The organism is Serratia sp. NA_112.1, assembly GCF_052691715.1.
Genome location: NZ_JBQZFO010000015.1, coordinates 1 through 24,062, shown reverse-complemented (window position 1 = coordinate 24,062; position 24,062 = coordinate 1). Strand labels below are relative to the sequence as shown.

The following is a 24,062-nucleotide window of genomic DNA, read 5'->3' as shown; positions in this document are numbered from 1 at the left end:
ATGATTACGGGCTCGGCATGTGAATGCTGAGCCCTTACTACACCGATTAACGTTAATGCCCCTGCAGTAAACGCTTGCCGACATCACCGCCCGGGTGAACCGCCAGCAGCGTTTCCTTGTTGTAGCCACTGCGCTCCATCAGGCAGGCACAGGCCGCGTCGAAAATTGCCAGAACCAGCACGATAGACGTAGTTGCCAGCATGTTCAGCGGGTCTATCTCATTTTCTACACCTGTTCTTATCACCAATTGCGATGCTTGAGCGATCGCCGAGCCCGGATTCTCCGTCACGCCAATCAGTGGCACGCCCTTGGCCTGCAACGTCGGCAGTAGTCGGGTCAATTCGTCGGAATTGCCGCCGCGCGAAATCAAAATCATCAGATCATCAGCGCGCAAAAAGCCCAGATCGCCGTGCGCCGCGTCGGTGGCATTCAGGTAAATAGCCGGTCGTTCCACGCAGGCCAGCATATGGGCAACCTTGCGTGCCGCGATGCCGGAAGTGCCAACGCCGGTGACCACAATTTTACCCCGACACTCCGCCAGCAGGGTCAGCAGCCGTTGCCAGGTCTGTGGGTCGATGCGTTGCCCCAATTGTGCCAGCTCCCGGCTGTAGATTTCCCAGGCCTGCGTTGCCCGTTGCCAGTCCTGCTGCATCAGGCGTCCTCCTGCATCAGTTGGCGGTATTTCATATGGTCGTTATACAGCTCATGGAACACGCGGTATTTACGATCGTAATAGCGTTTGATCTTGTTGGTCTGCGGCGTCACGGTTTTACCGATACGACTCATGGCACTCATCGCTTCCGGCAGGCTGTCGAACACCCCGGCCGCCACGGTGCCCATCATCGCGCCGCCCAACAGCATCGCCTCACTCTCTTCCGGCAGCAGCATGGCACAGCCGGTGGCATTGGCATGTTCCTGCACGAAAATCGGGTTCTTGGTGCCACCGCCGCTGGCCATGATGGTATCGATGCTGTAACCGCTTTGATTCATGGTTTCGATAATATGGCGGGTACCGAGCGCGATGGCCTGGATGGTGGCCAGATAGTGCAGCGCCATGTCTTCCGGGGTGCGTGACAGCTTCAGCCCGGTCAGGGCGCCGGTCAGCGTCGGATTGGCACGCGGCGAGCGGTTGCCGTGGAAATACGGCAGCATATGAATGTCTTTGGTCAGGTAGGCAATATCCTCCGGCTCGCCGGCCATACGGCGCAGCAGAGCGTTCAGCACCTCATAGATGGTCAGCCCCTGGGTTTTTGCCTGCGCCAGCAGCTCTTGATAACAAGGATGTGACTGGATGATGTGGTCAATCAGCGCGCCGGTGGCGGACTGGCCGCCTTCGTTCAGCCAGTATTCCGGCAGAATGGCCGAGTAATACGGCCCCCACACGCCGGGGATAAAGCGTGCGGTGCGCGACATCGCCATATGACCGGTCGAGGTGCCGCCGATCAGGGCAACGCGGCGATTAAAGTCTGCCACTTCACCGGAAGCCCCGGTAGCCCCCAGCGTGCCGAGAGTACCGGCGTGGGCATCAATGATCGACACGCTAACCGCGGTGCCGGCAATCAACCCCATCTCACTGGCGGCGCGCTGGGTCAGGCCGTGACCCAGCGGCTCACCCATCATTTTGACGTCGCTGCCAATTTTGGCGGCATCGTGTTCCAGTACGTCTTCCAGCCCAATCTGTTTGAAATAGCTTTTGTCCCAGCGCTGTTCATGGCCGAGATAAGTCCATTTGCACACCGTTGAACACAACGAACGGGTGGCGTCCTGAGTGGCGCGCCAGGTGAGGAAGTCCGGCAGGTCAAACAGGTAACCGGCGTTGGCCCAGGTGGTCGGCATATGCTGCTTCAGCCACAGCATTTTGGGGGTCTGCATTTCAGGTGAGATGATGCCGCCGACGAAATCCAGCACCCGATGTTTGGTGGCGTTAATGCGCTCGGCCTGGGTGATGGCCCGGTGATCCATCCACACGATAATGTTCTGTTCGGTACGGCCGGAAGGGCTGATGGTCAGCGGCTTCCCCTCTTTGTCCAGCACCACCAGCGAACAGGTAGCGTCGAAGCCCAGCCCTTTGACCTGAATAGGGTTGATGTCGGCCTGATTAACCGCATCGCGTACCGCGTTGCACACTGCCTGCCAAATATTGTCCGAGGACTGTTCAACAAAGTCGGCCTTCGGCCGATATAGGTCGATAGACCGGCTGGCCTGCCCAACCATATGGCCGTTGAGATCGAATACCCCGGCGCGCGCACTTCCGGTGCCGACATCTACGCCAATAAAATAGCTCGCCATTATTTTCTCCTAAAGGTTGTGTCCCGCAATTGTTCGTGAGCGCTGCTGGCGGTCATTTAAGCGCGAAGCAAGGCGTGAACCGTGAAGTTTGGTGGACCCAAATAAACGGTGAATAACGATGCAGCGCGCTTAAACGGCCCCAGCCCGAAGGGACGCGCCCCAAAAAACCGCCCCCTACGTTGTCAGGCTTGGACATAGGCCCGCTATGCCCTGCACCTTCCGCCTTGATTGCGGGATTTTGGGTCTGCGTCGGCACCACGTTCAATTCCGGGGCGCAACCTACACTTTTCGATTCTGTAACGCGATAAACAAGATCAACACCGCGCCCCACAGGGCCATGGTCAGATAGCTGCTGACGCCCAGCAGGTTGAGGCCGCTCTCCAGCATTTGCAGCACAATCAGTGCCAACACCAGACCCAGTACCCGCCCAAATCCGCCGTCCGGGTTAATCCCACCCAGCACCGAGGCCAGAATGGTCACCAGCAAATAGGATTCGCCATAGCCGGCCTTGGCCGAGTTGAATTTGGCCATCATCAGCAATGCCGCACCCCAGCCGAGCAGGGCGGATAGTACATACACCGCGATTTGCACCCGGGCGGTGTTTACCCCGCTGAAACGGGTAGCCTGCTCGTTGGAGCCGATTAAATACAGGCTGCGCCCCAGCGTGGTGTGTTCCAGCAATAGCCACAGCCCCACCGCGACCAACAGGAACAGCAGCAGCGCCACCGGAATGCCGAGTAGGCTGCCGTTGCCGAGATACTGAATCGCTGCCGGGAAGCCGGAGATCACCGCGCCGTTGGACAACAGAATGTTCAGGCCGGTGATCAGCGTCATGGTACCGAGTGAGGCGAGGATCGGCGAAACCCCGACCCAGGCGACCAGCGCCCCATTAAGTGCGCCAATGGCGACGGCGACCAGCAACCCGGCTAGTAGCGCCAGCACCAGAAACAGCGGTTGAGCCGGATGGCTGACGATAATTGCCGCCATCACCAGCGAGCAGGCGTTGGCCCCGGCGATAATCGACAGGTTGATGCCGCCGGTGAGCATGGTAATGCCCATGCCGAGTGCCAGCATACCGAGGATCGGTAACTGCGAGGCGATCGACTGGAAATTACCGAGGCTAAAGAAGCGCGATCCAAGCAGTCCGGCGAACAGCAGTGCCACGACGATAATGATCGCGCTTTGCAGACGGATGATCCGATCGCTTGGGATCAGACGGGTTAACTGGGTCATGTCATAGCTCCTTGGCCAGCTTGCGTTTTTCATTCCAGGCGGTGCTGCTGATGCTGATTAAAATGATCGCGCCGCTGAACACCTGGTGCCAATAGGCCGATACGCTAAGCAGCGTCAGACCGTTCTGCAGGAAGGCCAGCAGCACCACGCCCAGCAGCGTACCGGTCAGTGAGCCGCGGCCGCCGGTCATGCTGGTGCCACCGAGTACCACCGCCGCCAGCACCGTCAGTTCGAAGCCGAGCAGGGAGTTGGGCGCTACCGACTGAGTGATCTGCGCCTGCACCACGGCGGCAATGCCCGCCAGAATGCCCATGTAGCCGTAAACGTAGAAGTGCAGTCGCAGCAGATTCAACCCCAGGCGCGATGCCGCATCGCGGTTGCCGCCCATGGCGAAAATCTGGCGGCCAAGACGGGTGAAGTTCATCAGTACGCCGGTGACGATAATCACCGCCAGCAAGCACAATAGCGGCAGCGTCAGGCCATAGTCATAGCCGTCGGCACCCTGGAACGAGAACCAACTGATGCCATCCATAAACCAGTCGGGGAAACCGTACAACCAAGTGCCGTTGGTGGCGTATACCAGCAGGCCGTAGAACAGGTTCAGCGTGGCGATGGTGATGATGATTGCCGGCACCTTCAGCCAGTAGACCAGAAAACCGTTCACCAGCCCGAGCAGCAGGCCGACGCCTATCGCCAGAACGAACGCCAGCGGGAAACCGCCGCCGTGCTGGATCACCCAACTGGCCATCACGTACTGGGCGATAGCGGTGATCGCCGGGAACGAAATGTCGATGCCACCGGCAATCAGTACCACGAACAGACCACAGGCGAGAATGCCGAGAATGGCATAGCTGGTGGCGACGTCGGTCAGGTTGCCCAACGTCAGAAACTCGCTGGTACCAACGCTCAGGCCGATGGCCAGCAGCAACACCAGCAGGCCAAGATAAAACTCGTGCCGCCCAGCCAGGCGGGCCAGTAAAGACTTATCCATTCACCACCTCGGCGATCTGTTGTTCGGTACTCTGGTGCGGCGAAAACTCGGCGATCAGCTCGCCCGTGCGCATCACCAACACCCGATGGCTGTTGTAATAGGCTTCCGGGATCTCGTCGCAGATCATCAATACCGCCATGCCGAGCGCCGCCAGATCTTTGGCGATCTGGTAGATCCCCTCTTTGTTGGCGATATCTACCCCGACGGTCGGAGAGTCGAGGATCAGGATCTTCGGCTGCGTGGCGACCCACTTGGCGATAGCGATGCGCTGGGCGTTGCCGCCGGACAGGGTTTTGACCGGTAGCGCGCTGTCGGAAACCTTAATGTTCAGATCGCGGATTAGCCGGTTAACCAGTTCGCTGGCTTTGGCATGATCCAACAGTCCGAGCGGGGTATGCAGCTGATCAAACACGGTGACAATGGTGTTGTCGTAGATCGACTGCTCCATGATCAACCCCTGCGTCAGACGATCTTCCGACACATAGCCGATGCCCTGGCGTACCGCTTCACGGTTGTTATGCAGCCGCACTGGCTGGCCGTCGATCCTGATTTCACCGCTGTCAGGGCGGGTCATGCCGAACAGGCTGAGGCACAGCTCGGTGCGGCCTGAACCCAGCAAGCCGACGATCGAGACGATCTCGCCGCCGTGCAGTGACAGATTGATATTCTGATATTTTCCGCGTCGGTTGAGATTACGCACTTCGAGCAGCGGCGCACTCTCGGTAGCGGGTCGTGGGGGTAACTGGCTGTAGTGGAAGCGTTGGCCGGTCATCAGGAACGCCAGTTCATGGCTATCGAGTTCACTGGCCGGGAAAGTGCCGACCAGCTTGCCGTCGCGCATTACACTGATACGGTCAGCGACCTCCATCACCTCGTCCAGCCGGTGGCTGACAAACACCACGCAGATACCCGCCGCTTTCAGCTCGTTGACTACCCGCAGCAGGCCGTCGACCTCCTGACGCGTCAATGAGGCGGTAGGTTCATCCATAACCACTAGCCGCGCTTCGGCAGCGATGGCGCGGCAAATCGCCACCAGTTGGCGGTCGGCAATCGACAGCTTTTCAACTTTCTTGTCGGGATCGATATGCACGCCGACGCGCGCCATGGCATCCAGCGCGGTCTGGCGCATCACCCGTTTGCGTACCCAGAAATGGCCGCCGGGCAGGTAGCGGTGAATGGCAATATTTTCCGCCACCGTCAGATTGGGGAATAACGACAGATCCTGATAAATCACCTGAATGCCGTAATAACCCGATAGCTGCGGCGTCAGGGAATGAAAGAGTTTGCCTTCCAGCGAAATATTGGCACCTTTTTCCGGCTGATAAACACCGGAAATAATTTTAATTATGGTGCTTTTGCCACAGCCATTTTGTCCGGCCAGGCAGTGCACTTCGCCAATATTCAGCGTCAGGTTGATCTGGTCCAGTGCCAGCACGCCTGGAAATTTTTTACTGATATTTTCCAGACTGATAAATGCGGTGGATGTGGTCATAGCGGTAACCTGTGCAGGTTTTTATTATCGTCGGGCGCGGTGGGCTGCGCGCCGACGTTATTTAATTAATTTCCCGGTGTGGCGTAATCAATCCTACCCTATGAATTTCAAGCTGCAGCTGGCGCCTAGCTCACTCATCCCCAGGCGCTTACTTTAGTAAGTCACTGGGGTGATTGAGTGTAGGTAACAACGCTGTAGCTTGAAAGGCGACGGGTAAGGTTAGAAGCCCAGTGATTTGGCATTATCTTTGGTGACTTCAAGAATTTTATTAAACCGAATCACTTTCTTATCCATATCGACGTCGGCTTTACCCAAACCCTCAATCGACAAGTCTTTGGTCACTTCCTTGCCCTGTAGCAGTTGGTCGGCGACTGTCACCAGCGCGTAGCCAGCGTCTTTCGGATCCCACAGCAGCGCTTTCTTGATGTCGCCGCGCATCAGATAAGGGGCGGCCTGCGCCGGCATGGCGATGCCGACCACGGCAATCTTGTCCTTGGCGCGTTTCTTGGCGACCGCCTGACCGGCACCAATCGGGCCGAGGGAGCCAAAACCGATAATGCCTTTCATCTGCGGGTAAGTTTTCATCAAATCCAGCGTGGTGGCGTAGGATTTATCGATGCTTTCCGCTACCGGCAGACGTGACGTCACTTCGAACATGTCCGGATATTTGGCTTTCTGGTATTTGATGGCGGAATCCGCCCAGGCGTTGTGCAACGGTACGGTCAGCGAGCCAACGTAAATGGCGTAGCCACCTTTGCCGCCCATGTCTTTTGCCAGTTCATCGACGTTGGCCTGCGCGTACTTCTCGCTGTCGATGGTTTCGATATCCCACTGGCCAATCTGCTGGTCCGGCGATTCATGGGTCAGCACCACGATGCCTTTCTCACGTGCCTTCTTCAGCACCGGCTCCAGCACCTTGGCGTCGTTCGGCACCACGATGATGGCGTTAACGTTCTTGGCGATCAGGTCTTCAATCACTTTGACCTGTGCGGCGGGATCTGGGGTCGCAGGTCCGGTCTGATAGGCATTCACGTCGAGCTTTTTCGCTGCGTCGTTAACACCGATTTCCATACGGTTGAACCAGGGAATGCCGGTCACTTTAGCGACCACGGCAATCTCGAACTTTTCAGCAGCCAAGGCAGGTGTTGTCGATAACATGCACGCAGAAACCACACATGCATTTAATAATGCGAGGTTAAATTTCATTTCGCTGTACCTTTTTATCTGTAGGGGTGGTTGATTTTCCACCTGGGCAGATTACAAAGGAAAGGAAGAGGGGGCGTAACCCGAATTGGAAAACTGTGATCTGTGCACATTGAGGTAAAATTATGACGGTTTTAATGTTAATTAAATGTTTTTTAATTTTTTGGTAGTAATTTTACCACCTAAAAACACCAATAAATTAACAATATAAATCAAATATGTTTACATAAGTTAAACAACTCAATTGGGGGTACGCAGATCTCTGGGGGTAAAAATGCCGACTTGAGCGCCGGCATGGAAGCATTTTAATGATGTGTGAACAAGATCACCCTATACGGCGCTTACAACACGCCCTGTGCCAGCATGGCGTCGGCAACCTTGACGAATCCAGCGATATTGGCACCCTGCACGTAGTGAGTTTGCTTGCCCTCACCGCCATATTCCACGCAGGCTTGATGAATATCCGCCATGATATGTTGTAAACGTACATCCACTTTTTCCGCTCGCCAGCCGATGCGCGCAGCATTCTGCGCCATCTCCAGCCCGGAGGTGGCCACTCCACCGGCGTTGGCGGCTTTGCCCGGCGCGAACAGAACGCCGGCATCCAGGAACGCATCAGTCGCCTGAATGGTGGTCGGCATATTGGCGCCCTCGGCTACGGCTTTGACCCCGTTGCGGATCAGCGTTTGTGCCGCTTCCAGATCCAGCTCGTTTTGAGTAGCGCACGGCAGGGCGATATCTACCGGGACGCTCCAGGGCTGCTGGCCGGCCAGATAGGTCAGGCCGCGTTCACGGGCATAGTCCTCTACCCGGCCATAATGCTGGTTCTTGATCTCTGCCAAATGGGCCAGTTTCTCGGTAGTGAAACCGGCCTCATCGACCAGCGTACCGCCTGAGTCAGAGACGGTGATCACCCGTGCATCGAGTTCCAGCGCCTTTTCAATGGTGTACTGCGCTACGTTGCCGGATCCGGAAACCGCCACCCGCATGCCTTCAAAACCCAACCCGTGACGTTGCAGCATGGCATCGGTGAAGTACACCAGGCCATAGCCGGTGGCTTCAGGGCGGATCAGACTGCCGCCGAATGACAGGCCCTTGCCGGTAAATACACAGGCTGTGTTGTTGGACAGCTTCTTCATCATGCCGCTCATAAAGCCGACCTCACGGCCGCCGACGCCGATATCCCCGGCGGGTACGTCGGTGTCTGGCCCCAGATGGCGGTACAGCTCGGTCATCAGCGACTGGCAGAAACGCATGATCTCCGCCTGGCTTTTGCCCTTCGGATCAAAGTCTGAACCGCCTTTGCCGCCGCCCATTGGCAGCGTAGTCAGTGCATTCTTGAAGGTCTGCTCGAAGCCGAGGAATTTAAGAATCGACAAATTGACCGACGGATGAAAACGCATGCCGCCTTTATAAGGCCCAATCGCGGAGTTGAATTGCACACGCCAGGCGCGGTTGACCTGCACCTGGCCGCGATCGTCTACCCAACTGACGCGGAATTGGATGGTTCGCTCCGGTTCCACCAGACGTTCCAGCAGGGCATATTCGCGGTAGCGCGGATTACGTTCAATAAACGGCCACAGCGAGGAGAAAACTTCTCTTACCGCCTGCAAGAACTCAGGTTGATGAGGATTTTGCTGTTGTAATGAGGACAAAAATGATTCTACCGATTCCATGGTTAACTCCTTGTAGCATTGAATTTCCCCCACCATTTTTATAGCTATAGGTTTAGGTAAAGCGTGGGGAATGATGTTGTGTCTTTAGCGACTATATCACCGGAGGGCGGTTGATTATCAAGCGATTAATGATGGCGGCAGAATGAAAAACGCCCGCAGCAGCGGGCGTTGGGGAATTTAGTTGGTGGGTGCTTACTTATTTTTCGGCTTTTTCATCTTCGTCGCGCAGTGGCACAATCAGCATGTCGATGTGCACGGTGTTGATCAACTGACGCGCGGAGGACATCAACTTGCTCCAGAAATCTTGATGGTGGCCACACAGAACCAGGTCCATATCGTATTTCTTGATAGCGTCGACCAGTACCTGCGCCAAATCGCCACTGCCACTCAGGGTTTCGGTAATCGGATAGCCGGCATTTTGTGACAGCTCGGTCAGGGCATGGTGGGTTTCTTCCGAGATACGTTTTTGCATATCGCCGAGATTAACGTCGATCAGGCCGGTATACAGGTCGGAATAGTTAACATCTACGTGGATCAGGGAAACTTTGGCGTTATACGGACGCGCCATAGATACGGCTTTCTCCACCAGGATTTTACTTTCCGGGGACAGGTCTACCGCGATCAGAATGTGTTTATAAGCCATGAGAATACTCCTTCCATATAATGCCGATTAAAAGCTTAGCAGGCATTCAGCGTACCAGCCTGGGGCTTTAGGTTTCATTTTATCATTCAGTTAACGCTATGATATGTTGAGGCGATCACACTGCATCGCATCAAAAAATCTCTTTATTTCAACCCGGTCAGTTTTACACCAGCCAGCTGGAAAACCCTATCGCTCGTGGTGCTATTGGCGTGTTGACCGCTTGAAATATAAGCATTCTTAAACAGAGTATAGTCCCAAATGCCCCATAGGGCTGGAGAAAAGGCTCGGTGGGCCATTGAGCTCGGTAATCAGTTATAACTAATGAGTAGCTGACAAATCGGTGGGGTGCGGTAAATTTTATCTACTGCTCAGGCCAGTTTGCGTTTCATTAACCTACAATAATGAATATGGGCCTTATCATTACTCCACTGAGTGAAACCCTGCGTTGAGTTTCTGCGTGGCGAGGGTTGGCTTTCAGTGGCGGTGGGTTATGCGCGGCCTGTGCGGTGCCAAGGGGATCGGAGCGGTAGGCTCCCGCAGTAATGGGTATAGAGGTAGGGCAGTTGGACCCGGCGGAGCGCCGTGGATTACAATGCCTTGAGGAGGCAATCATGATCAGTACCGTCGCGCTGTTTTGGGCTCTTTGTGTGGTGTGTGTGTTAAACATGGTGCGGTATTACTCTTCTCTGCGCGCGCTGTTAGTGGTTTTGCGCGGCTGTGACCCGCTGCTGTACCAGTATGTTGACGGTGGGGGCTTCTTTACCGCCCACGGCCAGCCGAGCAAGCAGATACGACTGGTGCGCTATATCTTCTCGCAGCGCTATATCGAGCATCACGATCCGGAGTTTATCCGCCGCTGCGAACGGGTGCGCGGGCAGTTTATGCTGACTTCCGCCCTATGCGGGCTGGTGGTTATCAGCCTGCTGGCGTTGATGATCTGGTATTAATGCCGGCCTGTTTGCCCTGCAACAGATAAAGAAAAGGCGGCCACTTGGGCCGCCTCAGACTGATGACAAATCTCATTCCTGCCCAGAGCGAGTAGAGGCCGATAAATAAAAATCAGGAAAATCAATTTAATGATTTTCGGCTGCTCACCACAAAGCAGGAAAAACCACGCTTTTTCCTGCTTTGTCAGCAACCTAAGGCGGCCACCTGGGCCGCCTTTCACATGGAGCAAACTGCTTAGATCACCTTAAGCGCCAACCAGTACAGCGAACCGGAAAGCAGAATCGATATTGGCAGGGTCAACAACCAGGCCAACAGGATATTCTTCACGGTTTTGCTTTGTACGCCGCCGCCGTCCACGATCATGGTCCCGGCTACTGCCGAAGAAAGCACATGGGTGGTGGAAACCGGCATACCGGTATAACTGGCGACACCAATCGATAAGGCTGCGGTCATCTGAGCCGACACGCCCTGAGCGTAGGTCATGCCCTTCTTACCGATTTTCTCGCCAATGGTGGTGGCAACACGCTGCCAGCCGACCATGGTACCGAGTGACAACGCCAGAGCAACCGCGACGATAATCCAGATCGGTGCATACTCAACGGTTTGCAGCAGATCCTGACGCAGGTTTTTCAGGAAACGTTGGTCCTGGCTCGAGGTTTCCGGCAGCTTGGCAATCTTGTCTGCGGTGTCTGTTACGCACATCAGCAGGCGACGCAGGTGGCTGCGCTGTTCTACCGAGAGTTGATCGTAACTTTGCAGATTGTTCAGCAACCCGGAGGTAAGCTGAATGGCCGGCATGGCGCGGGCACTGTCACAGTGGAACTCGACGGGTTTATCCGGCGATACGTCCTCGTCCGGGCTTGGCACCAGCGGAGTGAGGGCGACCACGTGCGATAGGGCATCGCTGTGCTGCTCGTAATATTGCTGTAGGTGGGCCACGGCATCACGCGTACGGGTGATGTCATAACCGGTTGCATTCATATTGAGCACGAAGCCGGCCGGCGCAACGCCGATCAGCACCAGCATAATCAAGCCGATACCTTTCTGGCCGTCGTTGGCGCCGTGCGAGAAACTAACGCCGATAGCCGACAGGATCAGAGCGATACGGGTCCAGAACGGCGGCTTGCGTTTGCCGTCGACCTTTTCACGTTCCGCAGGGGTCATGTGGATACGCTGGCGTTTCTTGGTGCCACTCCAATAGCGGCGCAAGGCAAACACCATCAACCCGGCGACCATCATGCCAACCAGCGGCGAGATGAGCAATGACAGGAAAATACCGATCATTTTCGGGACGTTAAGCGCATCCACCACCGAAGTGTGGGTCATCAGTGCGTTGGTCAAACCCACACCAATAATTGCGCCAATCAGCGTATGAGAGCTGGAGGCCGGCAGACCGAAATACCAGGTGCCGAGGTTCCAGATGATAGCCGCCAGCAGCATGGAAAAGACCATGGCTAATCCGTGTGCTGAACTGACGTTCAACAACAGATCTGTTGGCAACAGGTGAACAATGGCGTAAGCAACACTCAAACCACCGAGCATTACGCCAAGAAAGTTGAACAAACCAGCCATCACGACCGCAAGTTGCGAGCGCATGGCACGGGTATAAATTACTGTAGCAACCGCATTGGCCGTATCATGAAAACCGTTAATGGCTTCATAAAACAACACGAACAACAATGCGAGAATTAACATCAGGCCGGTATGGAAATCCAGGCCAGCGAACAAATGCAGCATAAGCGTTACGCCAGTTTGTGGACATGAACGCCGCGCATTATCCGTGACAACCGGGGCTGGGGAAAAGGAAAATATGACGTTTTTTTGATTTAGATATGACGAAATGATGGCGTTGCCATGACAAAGATATGAAATATCAGCGCGTTATGCTGTTTGGCCCGCTGTAATATTTTCTTACTATGGCGTTGTCGGCGCCATGGCTTTACAATCTGCCGCCGTAAAGTTGCCGGTTACCGGTGGCGATTCGGCGTAATATGGCGGCCTTTTGTCGCGATTGTGGTTTTTATAGAGAGGCGCAGGTGGAACAGTTTGATGTCGTGGTGATAGGTGCGGGCGCAGCGGGTATGTTTTGCGCGGCGCAGGCAGGGCAACTCGGTCGCCGGGTACTGCTGCTAGACAACGGCAAAAAACCGGGCCGCAAAATCCTGATGTCCGGCGGCGGACGCTGTAACTTTACCAATATGTACACCGAACCGGCCGCTTACCTGTCCAATAACCCGCATTTTTGTAAATCGGCACTGGCGCGTTACACCCAGTGGGATTTTATCGATCTGATTAACCGCCACGGCATTGCCTACCACGAGAAAACGCTCGGGCAGCTTTTCTGCGACGACTCGGCACAGCAGGTGGTCGAACTGTTGGTCAAAGAGTGTGAACTCGGCCAGGTGACGACGCGCCTGCGCAGCGAAGTACTGGCGGTGGAAAAAACGCAGGAAGGATTCGAACTGGCGCTGAATGGCGAGAAGGTGAGTGCTCGCTCACTTGTAGTGGCCAGCGGCGGTCTGTCGATGCCGGGACTGGGTGCGACGCCGTTTGGCTATAAGCTGGCGGAGCAGTTTGGCCTGAAAGTGCTGCCGACGCGCGCCGCTCTGGTGCCTTTCACGCTGCATAAACCGCTACTGGAACACCTGCAAACCCTGTCTGGCGTCTCTGTGCCGGCGGTGATCACTGCCGAAAACGGCGTCAGCTTCCGCGAGAGCCTGCTTTTCACCCACCGCGGCCTGTCCGGCCCGGTGGTATTGCAGCTTTCCAGCTACTGGCAACCTGGTGAGTTTGTAAGTGTTAACTTACTCCCTGCGCTTGATTTGGCGGGATTCCTCAACGAACAACGCCAGGCACACCCGAATCAAAGCCTGAAAAATACCCTGGCATTGCACTTGCCGAAACGTTTGGTGGAGTGCCTGCAGACGTTAGGGCAATTACCGGAAGTCACGCTGAAACAGTTGAACCCGACGCAGCAGGCTGCGCTGGTAGAAACCTTGCAGAATTGGCGCGTGCAACCCAACGGCACCGAAGGCTACCGCACGGCGGAAGTGACGCTAGGGGGTGTGGATACCAAAGAGCTGTCTTCCAAGACGATGGAGGCCACCAAGGTACCGGGTCTGTACTTTATCGGCGAAGTGGTGGATGTGACAGGGTGGTTGGGGGGCTATAACTTCCAGTGGGCCTGGAGCTCGGCCTGGGCCTGCGCTCAGGCGCTGGCAGTACAGGGGCAGTAAAGCCTGGCGAGTGGCAATATAGATTGCGCTTCTGCCAGTTGATGGGAGGCGCTTTTATCTAAATCCGATTAATTCAACAAAGCCGTAATGGGAACCATTTTCATTAAATACGCGCAGGTCTATCAGTGCGATAAACTTCATCTTATTACATTAATAGTGATATGCATTTCCTAGTTTTTCTTTGCTAAAGCAATCAGGGCCATTCCCCTGGGCATTGCTTATGCGCTATGGGAAGGCATTGGCATTGTGCTGATCGTTTCTTTGAGTTATCTGCTGTTTAATGAGTCGGTATCGCCCCCCAAGCTGTTGGGTTTTTTATTCATTATCTGCGGTATTGCCTGTTTAAAATTTGGGATAGTCAAACCTGCCGTGAACCGTTAAGCCTTATGCGTCGACAGCAGGATGCTGGTCTCGGTGCCGGCAATGCCGGCAATGCGCCGGATGCGGCCCAAAATTTTATCGAAGCTCTCCAGGCTGTCGGTGCGGATCTCCACCAGAATATCCCACTTGCCGTTGGTGGTGTGCAGGGTGAAGACCGAAGGTTCACCGCGCAGTTGCTGCAACACGCTGGGTGCCTTGGTGCCTTCTACCGCCACGCACATCCAGGCGCGGATGCGGTTATGCTCCACGCCCGGTTTAATGCGGATGGTATAGCCGGTAATGATCCCCTGTGCCTCCAGTGCCTCAATTCTTTTTTGCACCGTAGCGCGGGAAACCCGCACCTTGTTGGCGATCTCGGTGATGGAGGCACGGGCGTTTTCGCGCAGCAGCGCGAGGATTTGGCGATCGGTATCATTCATGTTGGCAATGTGTCAATGAGTTGTGGCAATTTGTAAAAATATAGAGCAATTTAATCGTTTTTCACACTGACTGGTTTCAAATTGATTATCCATAATGGTGTCACGCCAGCCCCTGGCTAATCCTGAACCCGGTGATAAATAACATGCAAACCACCCAATCCGTTTTTATGATCAGGCCGTCTGGCTTTACCGCTAATCCGGAAACCCGGCACAGCAATTTTTTCCAGAAAATCACCGAGGAACATGAGGATCATGCTGCTGGGGCCGTCATTGCCTTTAACGGCTACGTTGATGCATTACGGCAGGCCGGTGTCGACGTCAGGGTGATGGATGAGATTGAAGGACAGGAAACCCCGGACGCATTATTTCCCAATAACTGGATTGCCCTGATGGCGGATGGCACCTTGTTCACCTTTCCGATGGAAGCCGTCAACCGACGACGAGAGCGTCGCCAGGACATTATTGCGCAGCTCGCCAATGACTTTGTGGTTGAACGGCGTGTCGATCTTTCTGCCCACGAGCTAGCCGGGCGCTTTCTGGAAGGCACCGGCTCGCTGATCTTGGATCGTCAACACCGGCTGGCTTACTGCTGCCAGTCGTCCCGCAGCTCGCCGGAGGTTGGCCACGAATTTGAGCGCCACTCGGGTTATCAGATTGTCTGGTTTGACGCCGTGGATGCTAATAATCAGCCGATCTATCACACCAATGTGATGATGAGTGTCGGAGTGCAATACGCCATAATTTGCCTTGAAAGTATTCGCAGCGAGGCGCAAAAAAACGCGCTGGTCGCAACGCTGGAACGCAGCGGGAAAACCATTATTGACGTCAGTTTCACTCAGATGGAAGCCTTCGCCTGCAACGTACTGGAACTGCGAGCCGGGGACGATAGCCCGGTCTATGCCATGTCGACCCGCGCCTGGGCCAGTTTCACCCCGCAACAGCAGGCGCTGATAGGCGACTATGCCCGGCTGGCGCTGGGGCCAATTGACATTATTGAAGATCTTGGCGGTGGTGGCGCACGCTGCATGCTGGCGGAGATCTTCCTGCAAAAGAAACCGCTGTCAGTTTAATCCCATCTGATTTAACAGCATTTTGTTCAGCTCGGTGTTTTTGCGCACATTCAGTTTGCGCATCGCCGAGCGCTTATGGGCGCTGATGGTCTTCTGGCTGCGGTGCAGCATACCGGCGATGGTGCAGGCGGACATGCCGGTGCTCATCAGTCTCAACACTTTCTTCTCGCAACTGCTTAGGGCGGCGATGCGACACTGCCGACATTTCCAGATACCGCTTGCATGCAATGCCACCCAGGGTTGTTGGCAAAACTGTTCCAGCGCCATCTGCAATTTGTTGCGGATCGTCGCGGTAGTGTCACGACGGTTAATGCTGAACAGCGCCGGATGGGCGTGTGAATAACGGGTGTCGCGATCATCAAGGATCAGCACAGTCATTTGCCGGTGACGAGGTGTCTGGTGCGGGCTTTGATAGCAACGTGCGCAGCCGCAAGCCTCTTCCAGAGTACGAAACACGATTTCTATCGGTTCCAGATTTTGCAGATCGACCGAATATCTACGGCTGCTGGTGTTCAGGTCATACAGATATCCTTCCAGCAATAGCCGTAAGCCGAATTGATAAAAGTTATCGCTGCCCAGTAGGGTGAACTGAATATTAAGCATGATTACTCCTCAAAACGCATATCGTGCGGGAACAGTCGACGAGCCTGATGTTGCAGTTCGGCGGCCCGCTGGGGTTGTTGCAGTAGGCGGCTGACCGTCACCAGATTGATGTAGATATTGGCGTCTGGCCGCACGCGGATTTCGTTTTCTGCCCATTGCCGGTAATTCAGCAACGTGGCGGCATCGCGGGTTTGCGGATATTGCAGCAGCCGCTGTAACTGGACGTCGTAGTCATAACGTACCTGCCAGGGCGTCGGCGTTATCACCCGGCTCATGGGGCCAAACTGCCGCAGGCCGGTTTTCTCTACCGCAGTAATGATCAGCGCACTGTGCAGACCGTTGAGCAGATAGGGCAGGATCAATAAGGCCGCGGCACCGGTGAGCAGACGCACTGTCTGTTGTGGCCGAAGAGGCAACCGCCAACGGCGGCGTATGTCACCCGCGCGCAAGATTGCCAGTAGCAGCACGGCGTGGGCAGCGGAAAGATAAAGCGGGTACTCCACCATCATATGCAACAGGATCGGCAGTGCCGCCATCCAGGGGGCTGGGCGCAGTGGCAATACTCGGGTGCGTTGCAGTAAGTGCCATAATCCCCAGCCAACCATGGCAATGCCGCTCAGGCTTAGCAGGCCACCTTCGATGCCCCACAGTAAAATTTCGTTGTGCGGGTGGCTGATGGCGACGCTTTCCATTCCGCTATTGCGGGTGGTGTAGAAATGATGCAGGAAATCGTGCTGAAAATGGCCGTAACCCCAGCCAAACAACGGGCGTTCGGCGATCATGCGCAGGGCTTCTTGCCAATAAGCCAACCGGTAGAAAATCGGCTCTGTCACTGTGACCGCCCGCGTCGCCCCGTTGAGCTGCACCAGCAGTAATCCGGCGGCTACCCCGGTCAGCAGCAGCAACAGGGAGAGGGTGGCGCGGCGGCGATTAAGGCGATATAGCATCCACAGTTGTAGCGGTGACAGCAGCAGGGCAGCCAGTAGGCCGACGCGTGAGGCAATAACGACCAACAACAGCGGTGCCAGCAGCAGCATGGCGGCGGCCAGCCATTGAAGACTGCGCGACAAAGTGCGGCGGGTGCTCAGCAGATACAGTGCCAGCGCCAGGCCGGTAGCCATAAAGCTGGCCATCAGGTTCCACTGCTGGAAGATACCGTAAGGGCGGTTTTTCAGGCTGTTATAGCCGATCCAGTTGCCCGGCTGCAGCAGGCTGTATTGCACCAGGCCGAACAGGGCCTCGATCACCGTTGCCGCCAGTAACAGAGTCAGCAGCCTGCGCCGCCCTTGGCGATCGAGCGGGATCTGCAACAGTGCGAAGTAGGCCATGATACCCAGCGCCAAACCCATCAGGCGCGGTAGGACTTCGCTTAGCCAGGGTTGTTGCGCCCACAGCAGCGGCAAAAATAAAATCAGTCCCCCCAGCGCCAGCCGGTTAAAAAAGCCGGAGACCGCCAGCGGCGGTCGGCAAAACAGCATGGTGCCGAGGCTAGTCAGGGCGATAAATATCCCCCCGACCAGATTCCACGGCAGATAAAAACCGCTGCCGCCGCGATTGGGCCAGTAAATATGCATGGCAATCAGGCAATAAAACGCCGCCAGCCCGAATAACCAGGCTGTTTTGGGTTTGGATATCATCACTATTCCTGCAGACGCCGGGCCTATTGGTAGGCCAGAACGAAATTGGCCACCGAGCTGAACTCGCCCTCGGTAATAGTTTTATTCTGTATCGCGCTGGGGTGGCCCTGCACATAGGCGGTGAAATTCAGAATATTGGCGCCGTCCTGCAATGCCATCGCGCTGGTGGCCTGGTTCAAATCAATATCGGCCCCTTTGCTGTCAAACAGGGCGATGGCGGCACCGTTGGTGCCGTTATTAATCGCCAGCTTGCCAGGTAGCTCGCTGTCTTCGGTACCGCTGAAGGTGACATTGACGGATTTGAATACCGACGTTTTACAGTCGGTCAGCTTGATGTTGAACGGCACCGGGGTGCTATGGCCGTAGCGGTATAGCGTTTTGACGATAATCGTGTCCATCTTCACCAACTGATCGGCCGATTGCGGCTCAATATTGCACGGCCGGCTCACCACGGTGCCGTGGAACTGCAGCGGAGAACCGACCAACTCGGTATCTGCCAGAGCCGGCAATGTTGTAAACCAAAAGGGCGTGCAACTGAGCATCGCTAAAGCGCGTAAACGCATCGTCTGTTTCTCCCTGAATTACTCGAAGGCTGCCACAATGGTGGCTGAGGCGTTAAATTCCCCTTCCGCGATTTCCTTGCCGCCGTTGGCCAACGGTGCGGCAACTAAATTCCAGCTACCGCCGTTACCGATATTGGGCACCGGGTAAAACTCATTCGGGATCACCAAGCTACCGTTATGTTTGATCTCGATGCCGAGATCGGTTTTATCGGTTTTAAACGCGTTGTTGCTGAAAGGCGCTGGGGTACCGGAGACCGCCAGCTTGATATTCAACGTGCCGTCCTCAAAACTGCCGCCTTCACACTGGAAGCGCACCGGAATGTTTTGTGGATAACTGGTGCCGTTCAGGTTACTGCCGCTGATTTCACCAAATTCGACGCTGATCAGCTGGCCTTCATTCACCACGCACTTATCTGGTACATACAAAATGGCGGACTGAATAAATACCTGCGCCATCGGGTTAGGGCCAAAGCCTGCGTCGGTTGACCCTAACCGGCCATACATCTCGATGATTTGCCGGTCGTTAATCTGCACGCCATTGATGATTTTTTTGCGTACCCGGAAGGTGATTTTTCCTTTGGAGCCACTGCCATAGTTATTGACCTGCAAATAAGGCGGTTTGCAGGAGTGCTGGTTGAGCAGATTGGACTCGTTATAAAACGGTACGGTGATATAGGCGTTTTTATTGCCGGCGATCCAAACTTCGGCTTTCAAGTCCAGGAAGTCATTCAGTTTTAAATAGCCATTGCCGTATTCGGACGCAGGCAATGCCGAATCCGACTTATAAAAGTGTGGGCTAACGGGGATCGGGGTGTCGCAATAGACCTTGCCGGTATAAGTGCCGCCTAACGAATAGGGAAACTCTTTGGTAAAACCGACCTTGTTGGTGATATTGCTTTCATTCAGGTCGATATAAAACTGTTTCGCTCCGCCGTCCGGCGTGACATAGCCGTTGGCCCACACGGCTGGAGCCGTCAGCGCCAGTGCCAGCGGCAGGCAGGAGTTAAGGTAGGTTTTTTTCATCACGTTTGTGAACCTCACAGGTAAATCACCTGAATGTGCGCTACGCCGGAAAAACCGGCCGCCATCACCGCCCGCTGCGTGGATTCCACGCTGGCGCTGAACCACAGCGTATTGCTGCCGGGCTGCAGAATGTAAGGCCGGCTCTGCTGGTTGAGCGATAGCGCATGGCCCTGCTGATCTTTCAAACGCAGGCCGATGCCCTGTACGCCGCCGTTCAGTTTCAGCAGGTCAGGGTTGTTGATATCGCTTTCGCCGAGAAACACCAGCGTGGCGGCCTGTTCACCCTGCAAATAGAGCTGCCCGGCATCGCCGTTGCGCTGTCCTGCCGGGTTATCTGCCAAGGCTTTGGCCCCCAGCAGGCAGTTGCGGAAAGAGAGGCGAAAACGCACCGGCGTGCTCTGATCGCCGGCGTTTTGAAAATCGCGCGCGTTAACATCACCCAAATCAATCGACTGATCCTGGCTGTCCGGCGTCAGGCTGCACGGGGAACTGAGCAGGCCGCCATGAAAGCTGACGGTGCCGGTGGTGCCTTGGATCACGCCCAGTGGCGTTGCCGCCGTCGCGCTGCCGCTAACCAGCAGCGCGGCGATCAGCAGGGGCCGCAGGCGGCCGCCGGTGAATTCAGCCATGCGGAATCTCCTTATTTTTTGGTCTCGGGCACGGCGTTGCATACGCTGCCGTTACAGGCGAAGCGCAGCTCCGGGTGACCGCCGTAGTCATTGATATAGGTGACGACAAAGCTGTTGAGGCCGTTGTCACTCAGCTTGAGGGTTTCGCTGGATTTCGGTTTCAGCATCACTGGCTGGAAGCCACCCAGTGCGCCGCCGCCCTGTTTCTGCGTCTGACGGGTCATCCCGGTCAGGGTGATATAAAACGGTGTTGGGTTTTCAACGGTGAAACCACCGACACTTTTGTGAAACACCAGCTTCTCCTGCCACACTTCTCCTTTTGGTGCGACGATAGCCTTCGGGCGATAAAACAGTTTGATCTGGGTTTGCAGCGCCAACTGCATCACATTGGTTTTGCTGCTTTTTGGCGGGATCTCCCGCAGGTTGAAATAGAACACCGACTCGCGATCTTGCGGCAGATTATCGGCCTCCGGCGTCTTGGTGATGCGCACCACGCTGCGTTCGTTGGCCTCTACCCGTTGCAACGGCGGCAACACCACCAGCGGCGAGGTGATTTTCTGGTGCTGCTCGTTTTCCAGCCAGGACTGCGCCAGGAAAGGCAGTTCTTTGTTTTCATTGACGATATTCAGGCTGATCGATTTCGCGTCGCTGAGGTAAACGGCACGGGTGCGATCCAGCGATATCGCCGCGTTGGCGGCGGGGATTGCAGCGGCTAATGCCAGGCCCAGCGTGGCCATTTTTGCTAACGGAACGTTGTTCATAATCATCAATTCTCTGCGTTACGGATTACAGTTTGGCGCACGGCAGCAGTAGCTGATCCAGCGGCTTGGCGGCGCCCGGTATGACAATGCGGCACTGACGCTGGCCTTCCCAGGCGACGTCCAGTTGCTCTTGCGGCTGCACGCCAGTCAGGTAGACCGAGCCACCGTCGTTCACCACGGCCACTTCACGGCCACGCTCGCTCAGTACCGTGGCACCGAATGGTGGCTCACTGCCGTCGGCAAGTTTGATGGTGGCCAGCAGCTTGCTGCCTTTTACCACCTCAAAGTGGCGATAGCCGATGGCGCCTTCGGTCAGCGTGCCCTGGACGACGGCTCGGGTGGCTTCCACGTCGTCCGCCAACGTATTGACGTCGATGCGGGTGTCGGTGTTGTAGTAGCTGGTGATGTCGGAGATCACCGCCAGGCCGAAGCGGTTGCTGTAGGCGCGGCCGTTGTTGATCGGCACCCCGGCGATGCCGTCGGTATCGAGCATCATTCGGCTACCGCCGTTACTGGAGTTCTGGTGTGCGGCTACGCCATGTCGGGTAGCAGTAATGCCGCTGCGGAAGGTGCCGCCGAGCGACGAATAGCCGTCCTGTTGATAAGAGGCGCTGGCGTTGAGCGAGCCAAACGAAGCGTTATGGCTGTAGTAACCCCGGGCCAGCGATTTGCCGGCCTGGTTAAAGCCACCGCTCACCTGCCAGGTGTTGTTCGGATCGGTGTAGTCGTTGTAAGACGCCATCTGCGTCACGTCACTGTTGCTGGTTTGCAGCGAGTAGCCGATACGGCGGCGATCGCCAATTGGTACGCTGAAGTTCAGCATCACGCTGTCGTCGTTGCGGCCGTGATAAGTCGTGCGATAGGCCGACAGCGATGCGGTGATGTTGCTGATATCGCCGACGCTGAACAATTTGCTGGTGGATAACCCGTAACGATCCTGCGCCCTGGCATCCCAATAGGTTTGGTGCGAATAGGTCAGGTAAACGGTGATCGCCTTGGCGCTGTCTTCCGCCATAAAGGTTTTACTGGCGGTAATGGTGTATAGCTCTTTTTGCCGTCCGTCGTAGCGCTCGTCGTCATCGTTGTAGCGTTCCTGCAGATACTGCGACATTTTCATGAATTTGCGCTGTGAGAAACGGTAGCCGGCAAAGGTGATCTGGCTGTTCATCTCATCAAAGCGCTTGGCGTAGTTGACCTTGAACGATAGCCCACTGGCAGTCGGCTCATTGGGCAAGCGAGCGATAGACTGCGTCACGTCCGCCGACATGGTGCCAAACACGTTCAGGTCACGGCCCAGGCCGAGTGCCCAGGCGTTGTAATCGCCGCCAAGCAACGCGCCGCCGTACAGCGACCAGGCGCTGGTTAACCCCCAGGAGAAATCACTGGCGGAGAACAGCGGCCCTTGGGTACGGTGATCGTAAGTCGAGGGCTTGCCCACGGCGACGTTGTAGCGGACATAACCGGGGCGCGTCAGGTAAGGAATAGTGGCGGTGTCGACCTGGAAGGTCGATACGCTGCCATCCTGTTCTTCTACCTTCACATCCAGCCGACCGCGTACCGAACTGTTGAGATCCTGAATGGCAAAGGGGCCCGCAGGCACGGTGGTTTCATACAGCGTGCGGCCTTCTTGCGACACGGTTATCTTGGCGTTGCTTTTGGCAATGCCGCGCACTTCCGGCGCATAGCCCTGCAGGTTTGGCGGCAGCATGCGCTCGTCGCTGGCCAGATTAATGCCGGTGAAGCGGTAGGAGTCGAACACGTCCGAATCGAGGAAGATTTCGCCGAGGGTCAGCTTGGCGGCCCGCATCGGCAGTGCGCGATAGGCGTAAATCTGGTTCCAGTCGAAATTGCTGTCACGCTGACCGGCCTGCTGATTGTAATTGGCTTGATAATCGGCGCGCAGACGCCAGGCACCCAGGTTGGCGCCGACCGTCCCGTAGCTGCTGAGGTTTTCTGCGGTGTTGTTATTGTGGCTCTGCTTACCGACCTGGCCGCTGATGCTGTAGTCCAGCAACAAACCAGGGATGCCGTCATCCCACTGTTCCGGTGGTGTCCAGTCCGGATCGGAATATTTCATCCAGGCCTGTGGAATAGTGATCGCCAGCACGCCCCCGCCAATGCGGTCGGAAATGGTCGCTCCTTTGATGCCACTGATATCGGCGCAGCCGTTGTCGTGCCACAGAGTGATTTTTTTGAGGACTTCTTCTTTCAGCGCCATTTTCTCGACCAGATCCGGCGGTAAACAGACGCGAGAACGATCCTTTTTGTCTGGCGACGGGTAATACTGGATGCTGCGCTGCGGCAGAGTTTTCTGGTTGATCTTGATATCCAGCAGATAGGCACCCGGCATGACGTAATCGGCGTCGGAAAAACGCGATAAATCCACTTTGCTGCGATCGCCAATATCTAATACGTCGGTATTAAATTCCGTGGCGGAAAAAGCCGAATGCGCCCAGAGGAAAGATAGGATGACGGTGAGGGGTATTTTTTTCCGTGTCAGTAATGACGTCATAGAATAATCACTCATGGCAAATCCGCGCTCAATAGCAGGTCATCCTGTACGACCTGAATACGTAATACGTGATGTCATTCAGTGCCCTGTGAAAGGCACCCACCTAACGAGGCGCTACAGATAAGACAGGGTGAATTTCGCCAGAGAGCTGAATCCACCGGCTCTGGCCCTGTCAGGGTTAATACGTAGCTGAGCGCTAAAGCGCAGCGTATTGTCGCCGGCGACAATCTGATAATCCGCCGTGGTGCTACCCAGCGGGATCGGGGTACCGGCAGCGGTCAGCAGCTCAATGGCCACGCCTTTCGCTTCGCCGTAAACGGCCAATAACTCGGGATCCCGGCTGTCAGCCGTGCCGTCGAAGGTGACGGTGGCGGCGCGGTAGATAAAGTCGGGTTTTACCTGGCTGGCCAATTCACAATTCACCAGCTTGATCTCAAAGTTGCGGCGGCTTCCAATCAGTACCGGCTGCGTATCCAATGCGGCGTCGGTCATGGATATCAGCCCGAAATCAACGGTCTGGTCCAGGCTTTCGCCGGCAATTCCACAGGGAGTTTCGACGATCTCGCCGCCCAGGTTTAGCGTGCCGTGGCCCTGATTTTTTGCCTTCGCTTCGGCGCTGCAAACGCTGAGCGCGATAAGCACTACGCCCCAAATCCGCTTGGTCATGCTGGCTCTCCCTGTTGCCGTTGGTACCGTTACCCAATTTCCGTGCAGGTAAAGCGGGGATACCGCAGTGGTATCCCCAGCGAGGGA

Annotated in this window: 22 protein-coding genes and 1 pseudogene; 4 read left to right on the top strand and 19 right to left on the bottom strand. The window is 55.9% G+C overall.

Annotation, left to right across the window (positions count from 1 at the left end; genetic code table 11):
* Positions 1-52: 52 nt before the first annotated feature.
* From ACUTQ5_RS20505 to uspA, 8 genes are all read right to left on the bottom strand, one after another.
* Complete coding sequence (locus ACUTQ5_RS20505) at positions 53-652, bottom strand: KpsF/GutQ family sugar-phosphate isomerase (RefSeq protein ID WP_445652734.1); 600 nt, start codon at positions 650-652, stop codon at positions 53-55.
* Positions 652-2,289 carry an FGGY-family carbohydrate kinase gene (locus ACUTQ5_RS20500; protein ID WP_445652733.1) on the bottom strand — a complete coding sequence of 546 codons (1,638 nt, stop codon included), beginning with the start codon at positions 2,287-2,289 and terminating at the stop codon, positions 652-654. The genes ACUTQ5_RS20505 and ACUTQ5_RS20500 overlap by 1 nt, the downstream gene beginning before the upstream one ends.
* Positions 2,290-2,568: 279 nt before the next feature.
* Positions 2,569-3,522, bottom strand: coding sequence for an ABC transporter permease (locus tag ACUTQ5_RS20495; RefSeq protein WP_445652732.1), 954 nt, complete (start codon positions 3,520-3,522; stop codon positions 2,569-2,571).
* 1 nt (position 3,523) lies between these two features.
* The gene (locus ACUTQ5_RS20490) at positions 3,524-4,513 is read right to left on the bottom strand and encodes an ABC transporter permease (protein WP_261432505.1); all 990 of its coding nucleotides are present in this window, start codon (positions 4,511-4,513) and stop codon (positions 3,524-3,526) included.
* Positions 4,506-6,005 carry a sugar ABC transporter ATP-binding protein gene (locus ACUTQ5_RS20485; RefSeq protein ID WP_445652731.1) on the bottom strand — a complete coding sequence of 500 codons (1,500 nt, stop codon included), beginning with the start codon at positions 6,003-6,005 and terminating at the stop codon, positions 4,506-4,508. Before ACUTQ5_RS20485 ends, ACUTQ5_RS20490 begins: the two co-directional genes overlap by 8 nt.
* Before the next feature lie 219 nt (positions 6,006-6,224).
* The gene (locus ACUTQ5_RS20480; RefSeq protein WP_445652730.1) at positions 6,225-7,211 is read right to left on the bottom strand and encodes an autoinducer 2 ABC transporter substrate-binding protein; all 987 of its coding nucleotides are present in this window, start codon (positions 7,209-7,211) and stop codon (positions 6,225-6,227) included.
* Positions 7,212-7,549: 338 nt separating this feature from the next.
* On the bottom strand, positions 7,550-8,884 hold the full coding sequence (gdhA, locus tag ACUTQ5_RS20475; RefSeq protein ID WP_445652729.1) for an NADP-specific glutamate dehydrogenase: 1,335 nt from the start codon (positions 8,882-8,884) through the stop codon (positions 7,550-7,552).
* Positions 8,885-9,080: 196 nt separating this feature from the next.
* Positions 9,081-9,527 (bottom strand): universal stress protein UspA, encoded by a 447-nt coding sequence (uspA, locus tag ACUTQ5_RS20470; protein WP_445652728.1) that lies wholly within the window; start codon positions 9,525-9,527, stop codon positions 9,081-9,083.
* 611 nt (positions 9,528-10,138) lie between these two features.
* On the opposite strand from uspA, the gene uspB reads away from it, so the two are divergent.
* A complete protein-coding gene (gene uspB, locus ACUTQ5_RS20465) occupies positions 10,139-10,474 on the top strand; it encodes a universal stress protein UspB (RefSeq protein ID WP_026142575.1) in 336 nt (111 codons plus the stop codon).
* Here the strand turns inward: uspB and ACUTQ5_RS20460 are convergent.
* Both ACUTQ5_RS20460 and pitA read right to left on the bottom strand, forming a co-directional pair.
* Entirely contained in the window at positions 10,471-10,695 is a 225-nt protein-coding gene (locus ACUTQ5_RS20460) for a hypothetical protein (RefSeq protein WP_445652774.1), read from the bottom strand. The two genes, uspB and ACUTQ5_RS20460, sit on opposite strands and share 4 nt — an antisense overlap.
* Before the next feature lie 14 nt (positions 10,696-10,709).
* Entirely contained in the window at positions 10,710-12,212 is a 1,503-nt protein-coding gene (gene pitA, locus ACUTQ5_RS20455; protein ID WP_445652727.1) for an inorganic phosphate transporter PitA, read from the bottom strand.
* 299 nt (positions 12,213-12,511) lie between these two features.
* Here pitA and ACUTQ5_RS20450 point away from each other — a divergent pair, with 299 nt between their 5' ends.
* Together ACUTQ5_RS20450 and ACUTQ5_RS20445 are read left to right on the top strand one after the other, a co-directional pair.
* Positions 12,512-13,711, top strand: coding sequence for an NAD(P)/FAD-dependent oxidoreductase (locus ACUTQ5_RS20450; RefSeq protein WP_445652726.1), 1,200 nt, complete (start codon positions 12,512-12,514; stop codon positions 13,709-13,711).
* A 189-nt stretch (positions 13,712-13,900) separates the two neighbouring features.
* Positions 13,901-14,092 (top strand): annotated as a pseudogene (locus ACUTQ5_RS20445) (DMT family transporter); the annotation flags it as partial.
* Here the strand turns inward: ACUTQ5_RS20445 and ACUTQ5_RS20440 are convergent.
* Positions 14,089-14,511, bottom strand: coding sequence for an Lrp/AsnC family transcriptional regulator (locus ACUTQ5_RS20440; RefSeq protein ID WP_174355088.1), 423 nt, complete (start codon positions 14,509-14,511; stop codon positions 14,089-14,091). The pseudogene ACUTQ5_RS20445 and the gene ACUTQ5_RS20440 overlap by 4 nt on opposite strands.
* 143 nt (positions 14,512-14,654) lie before the next feature.
* Here ACUTQ5_RS20440 and ctlX point away from each other — a divergent pair, with 143 nt between their 5' ends.
* Complete coding sequence (gene ctlX, locus ACUTQ5_RS20435) at positions 14,655-15,581, top strand: citrulline utilization hydrolase CtlX (protein WP_445652725.1); 927 nt, start codon at positions 14,655-14,657, stop codon at positions 15,579-15,581.
* Here the strand turns inward: ctlX and ACUTQ5_RS20430 are convergent.
* The 8 genes from ACUTQ5_RS20430 to ACUTQ5_RS20395 form a co-directional block, all read right to left on the bottom strand.
* Positions 15,573-16,184, bottom strand: coding sequence for a response regulator transcription factor (locus ACUTQ5_RS20430; RefSeq protein WP_445652724.1), 612 nt, complete (start codon positions 16,182-16,184; stop codon positions 15,573-15,575). The genes ctlX and ACUTQ5_RS20430 overlap by 9 nt on opposite strands.
* 2 nt (positions 16,185-16,186) lie before the next feature.
* Positions 16,187-17,821, bottom strand: coding sequence for a Wzy polymerase domain-containing protein (locus ACUTQ5_RS20425; protein WP_445652723.1), 1,635 nt, complete (start codon positions 17,819-17,821; stop codon positions 16,187-16,189).
* Positions 17,822-17,844: 23 nt separating this feature from the next.
* Entirely contained in the window at positions 17,845-18,384 is a 540-nt protein-coding gene (locus ACUTQ5_RS20420) for a fimbrial protein (protein WP_445652722.1), read from the bottom strand.
* 18 nt (positions 18,385-18,402) lie between these two features.
* Positions 18,403-19,407 (bottom strand): fimbrial protein, encoded by a 1,005-nt coding sequence (locus tag ACUTQ5_RS20415; protein WP_445652772.1) that lies wholly within the window; start codon positions 19,405-19,407, stop codon positions 18,403-18,405.
* A gap of 14 nt (positions 19,408-19,421) precedes the next feature.
* On the bottom strand, positions 19,422-20,036 hold the full coding sequence (locus ACUTQ5_RS20410; RefSeq protein ID WP_044554827.1) for a fimbrial protein: 615 nt from the start codon (positions 20,034-20,036) through the stop codon (positions 19,422-19,424).
* An 11-nt stretch (positions 20,037-20,047) separates the two neighbouring features.
* Positions 20,048-20,773, bottom strand: a complete 726-nt coding sequence (locus tag ACUTQ5_RS20405) for a fimbrial biogenesis chaperone (RefSeq protein WP_445652771.1) — start codon at positions 20,771-20,773, stop codon at positions 20,048-20,050.
* A gap of 49 nt (positions 20,774-20,822) precedes the next feature.
* On the bottom strand, positions 20,823-23,324 hold the full coding sequence (locus ACUTQ5_RS20400) for a fimbria/pilus outer membrane usher protein (protein WP_445652721.1): 2,502 nt from the start codon (positions 23,322-23,324) through the stop codon (positions 20,823-20,825).
* Between the two features lie 99 nt (positions 23,325-23,423).
* A complete protein-coding gene (locus ACUTQ5_RS20395; protein WP_445652720.1) occupies positions 23,424-23,975 on the bottom strand; it encodes a fimbrial protein in 552 nt (183 codons plus the stop codon).
* Positions 23,976-24,062 lie beyond the last annotated feature (87 nt).

Excerpts from the sequence above, each read along its gene's own strand:
- ACUTQ5_RS20505 (WP_445652734.1), bottom strand. The coding sequence starts at position 652 with ATGCAGCAGGACTGGCAACGGGCAACGCAGGCCTGGGAAATCTACAGC.
- ACUTQ5_RS20500 (WP_445652733.1), bottom strand. The coding sequence starts at position 2,289 with ATGGCGAGCTATTTTATTGGCGTAGATGTCGGCACCGGAAGTGCGCGC.
- ACUTQ5_RS20495 (WP_445652732.1), bottom strand. The coding sequence starts at position 3,522 with ATGACCCAGTTAACCCGTCTGATCCCAAGCGATCGGATCATCCGTCTG.
- ACUTQ5_RS20490 (WP_261432505.1), bottom strand. The coding sequence starts at position 4,513 with ATGGATAAGTCTTTACTGGCCCGCCTGGCTGGGCGGCACGAGTTTTAT.
- ACUTQ5_RS20485 (WP_445652731.1), bottom strand. The coding sequence starts at position 6,005 with ATGACCACATCCACCGCATTTATCAGTCTGGAAAATATCAGTAAAAAA.
- ACUTQ5_RS20480 (WP_445652730.1), bottom strand. The coding sequence starts at position 7,211 with ATGAAATTTAACCTCGCATTATTAAATGCATGTGTGGTTTCTGCGTGC.
- gdhA (WP_445652729.1), bottom strand. The coding sequence starts at position 8,884 with ATGGAATCGGTAGAATCATTTTTGTCCTCATTACAACAGCAAAATCCT.
- uspA (WP_445652728.1), bottom strand. The coding sequence starts at position 9,527 with ATGGCTTATAAACACATTCTGATCGCGGTAGACCTGTCCCCGGAAAGT.
- uspB (WP_026142575.1), top strand. The coding sequence starts at position 10,139 with ATGATCAGTACCGTCGCGCTGTTTTGGGCTCTTTGTGTGGTGTGTGTG.
- pitA (WP_445652727.1), bottom strand. The coding sequence starts at position 12,212 with ATGCTGCATTTGTTCGCTGGCCTGGATTTCCATACCGGCCTGATGTTA.
- ACUTQ5_RS20440 (WP_174355088.1), bottom strand. The coding sequence starts at position 14,511 with ATGAATGATACCGATCGCCAAATCCTCGCGCTGCTGCGCGAAAACGCC.
- ctlX (WP_445652725.1), top strand. The coding sequence starts at position 14,655 with ATGCAAACCACCCAATCCGTTTTTATGATCAGGCCGTCTGGCTTTACC.
- ACUTQ5_RS20430 (WP_445652724.1), bottom strand. The coding sequence starts at position 16,184 with ATGCTTAATATTCAGTTCACCCTACTGGGCAGCGATAACTTTTATCAA.
- ACUTQ5_RS20425 (WP_445652723.1), bottom strand. The coding sequence starts at position 17,821 with ATGATATCCAAACCCAAAACAGCCTGGTTATTCGGGCTGGCGGCGTTT.
- ACUTQ5_RS20420 (WP_445652722.1), bottom strand. The coding sequence starts at position 18,384 with ATGCGTTTACGCGCTTTAGCGATGCTCAGTTGCACGCCCTTTTGGTTT.
- ACUTQ5_RS20415 (WP_445652772.1), bottom strand. The coding sequence starts at position 19,407 with ATGAAAAAAACCTACCTTAACTCCTGCCTGCCGCTGGCACTGGCGCTG.
- ACUTQ5_RS20410 (WP_044554827.1), bottom strand. The coding sequence starts at position 20,036 with ATGGCTGAATTCACCGGCGGCCGCCTGCGGCCCCTGCTGATCGCCGCG.
- ACUTQ5_RS20405 (WP_445652771.1), bottom strand. The coding sequence starts at position 20,773 with ATGGCCACGCTGGGCCTGGCATTAGCCGCTGCAATCCCCGCCGCCAAC.
- ACUTQ5_RS20400 (WP_445652721.1), bottom strand. The coding sequence starts at position 23,324 with ATGAGTGATTATTCTATGACGTCATTACTGACACGGAAAAAAATACCC.
- ACUTQ5_RS20395 (WP_445652720.1), bottom strand. The coding sequence starts at position 23,975 with ATGACCAAGCGGATTTGGGGCGTAGTGCTTATCGCGCTCAGCGTTTGC.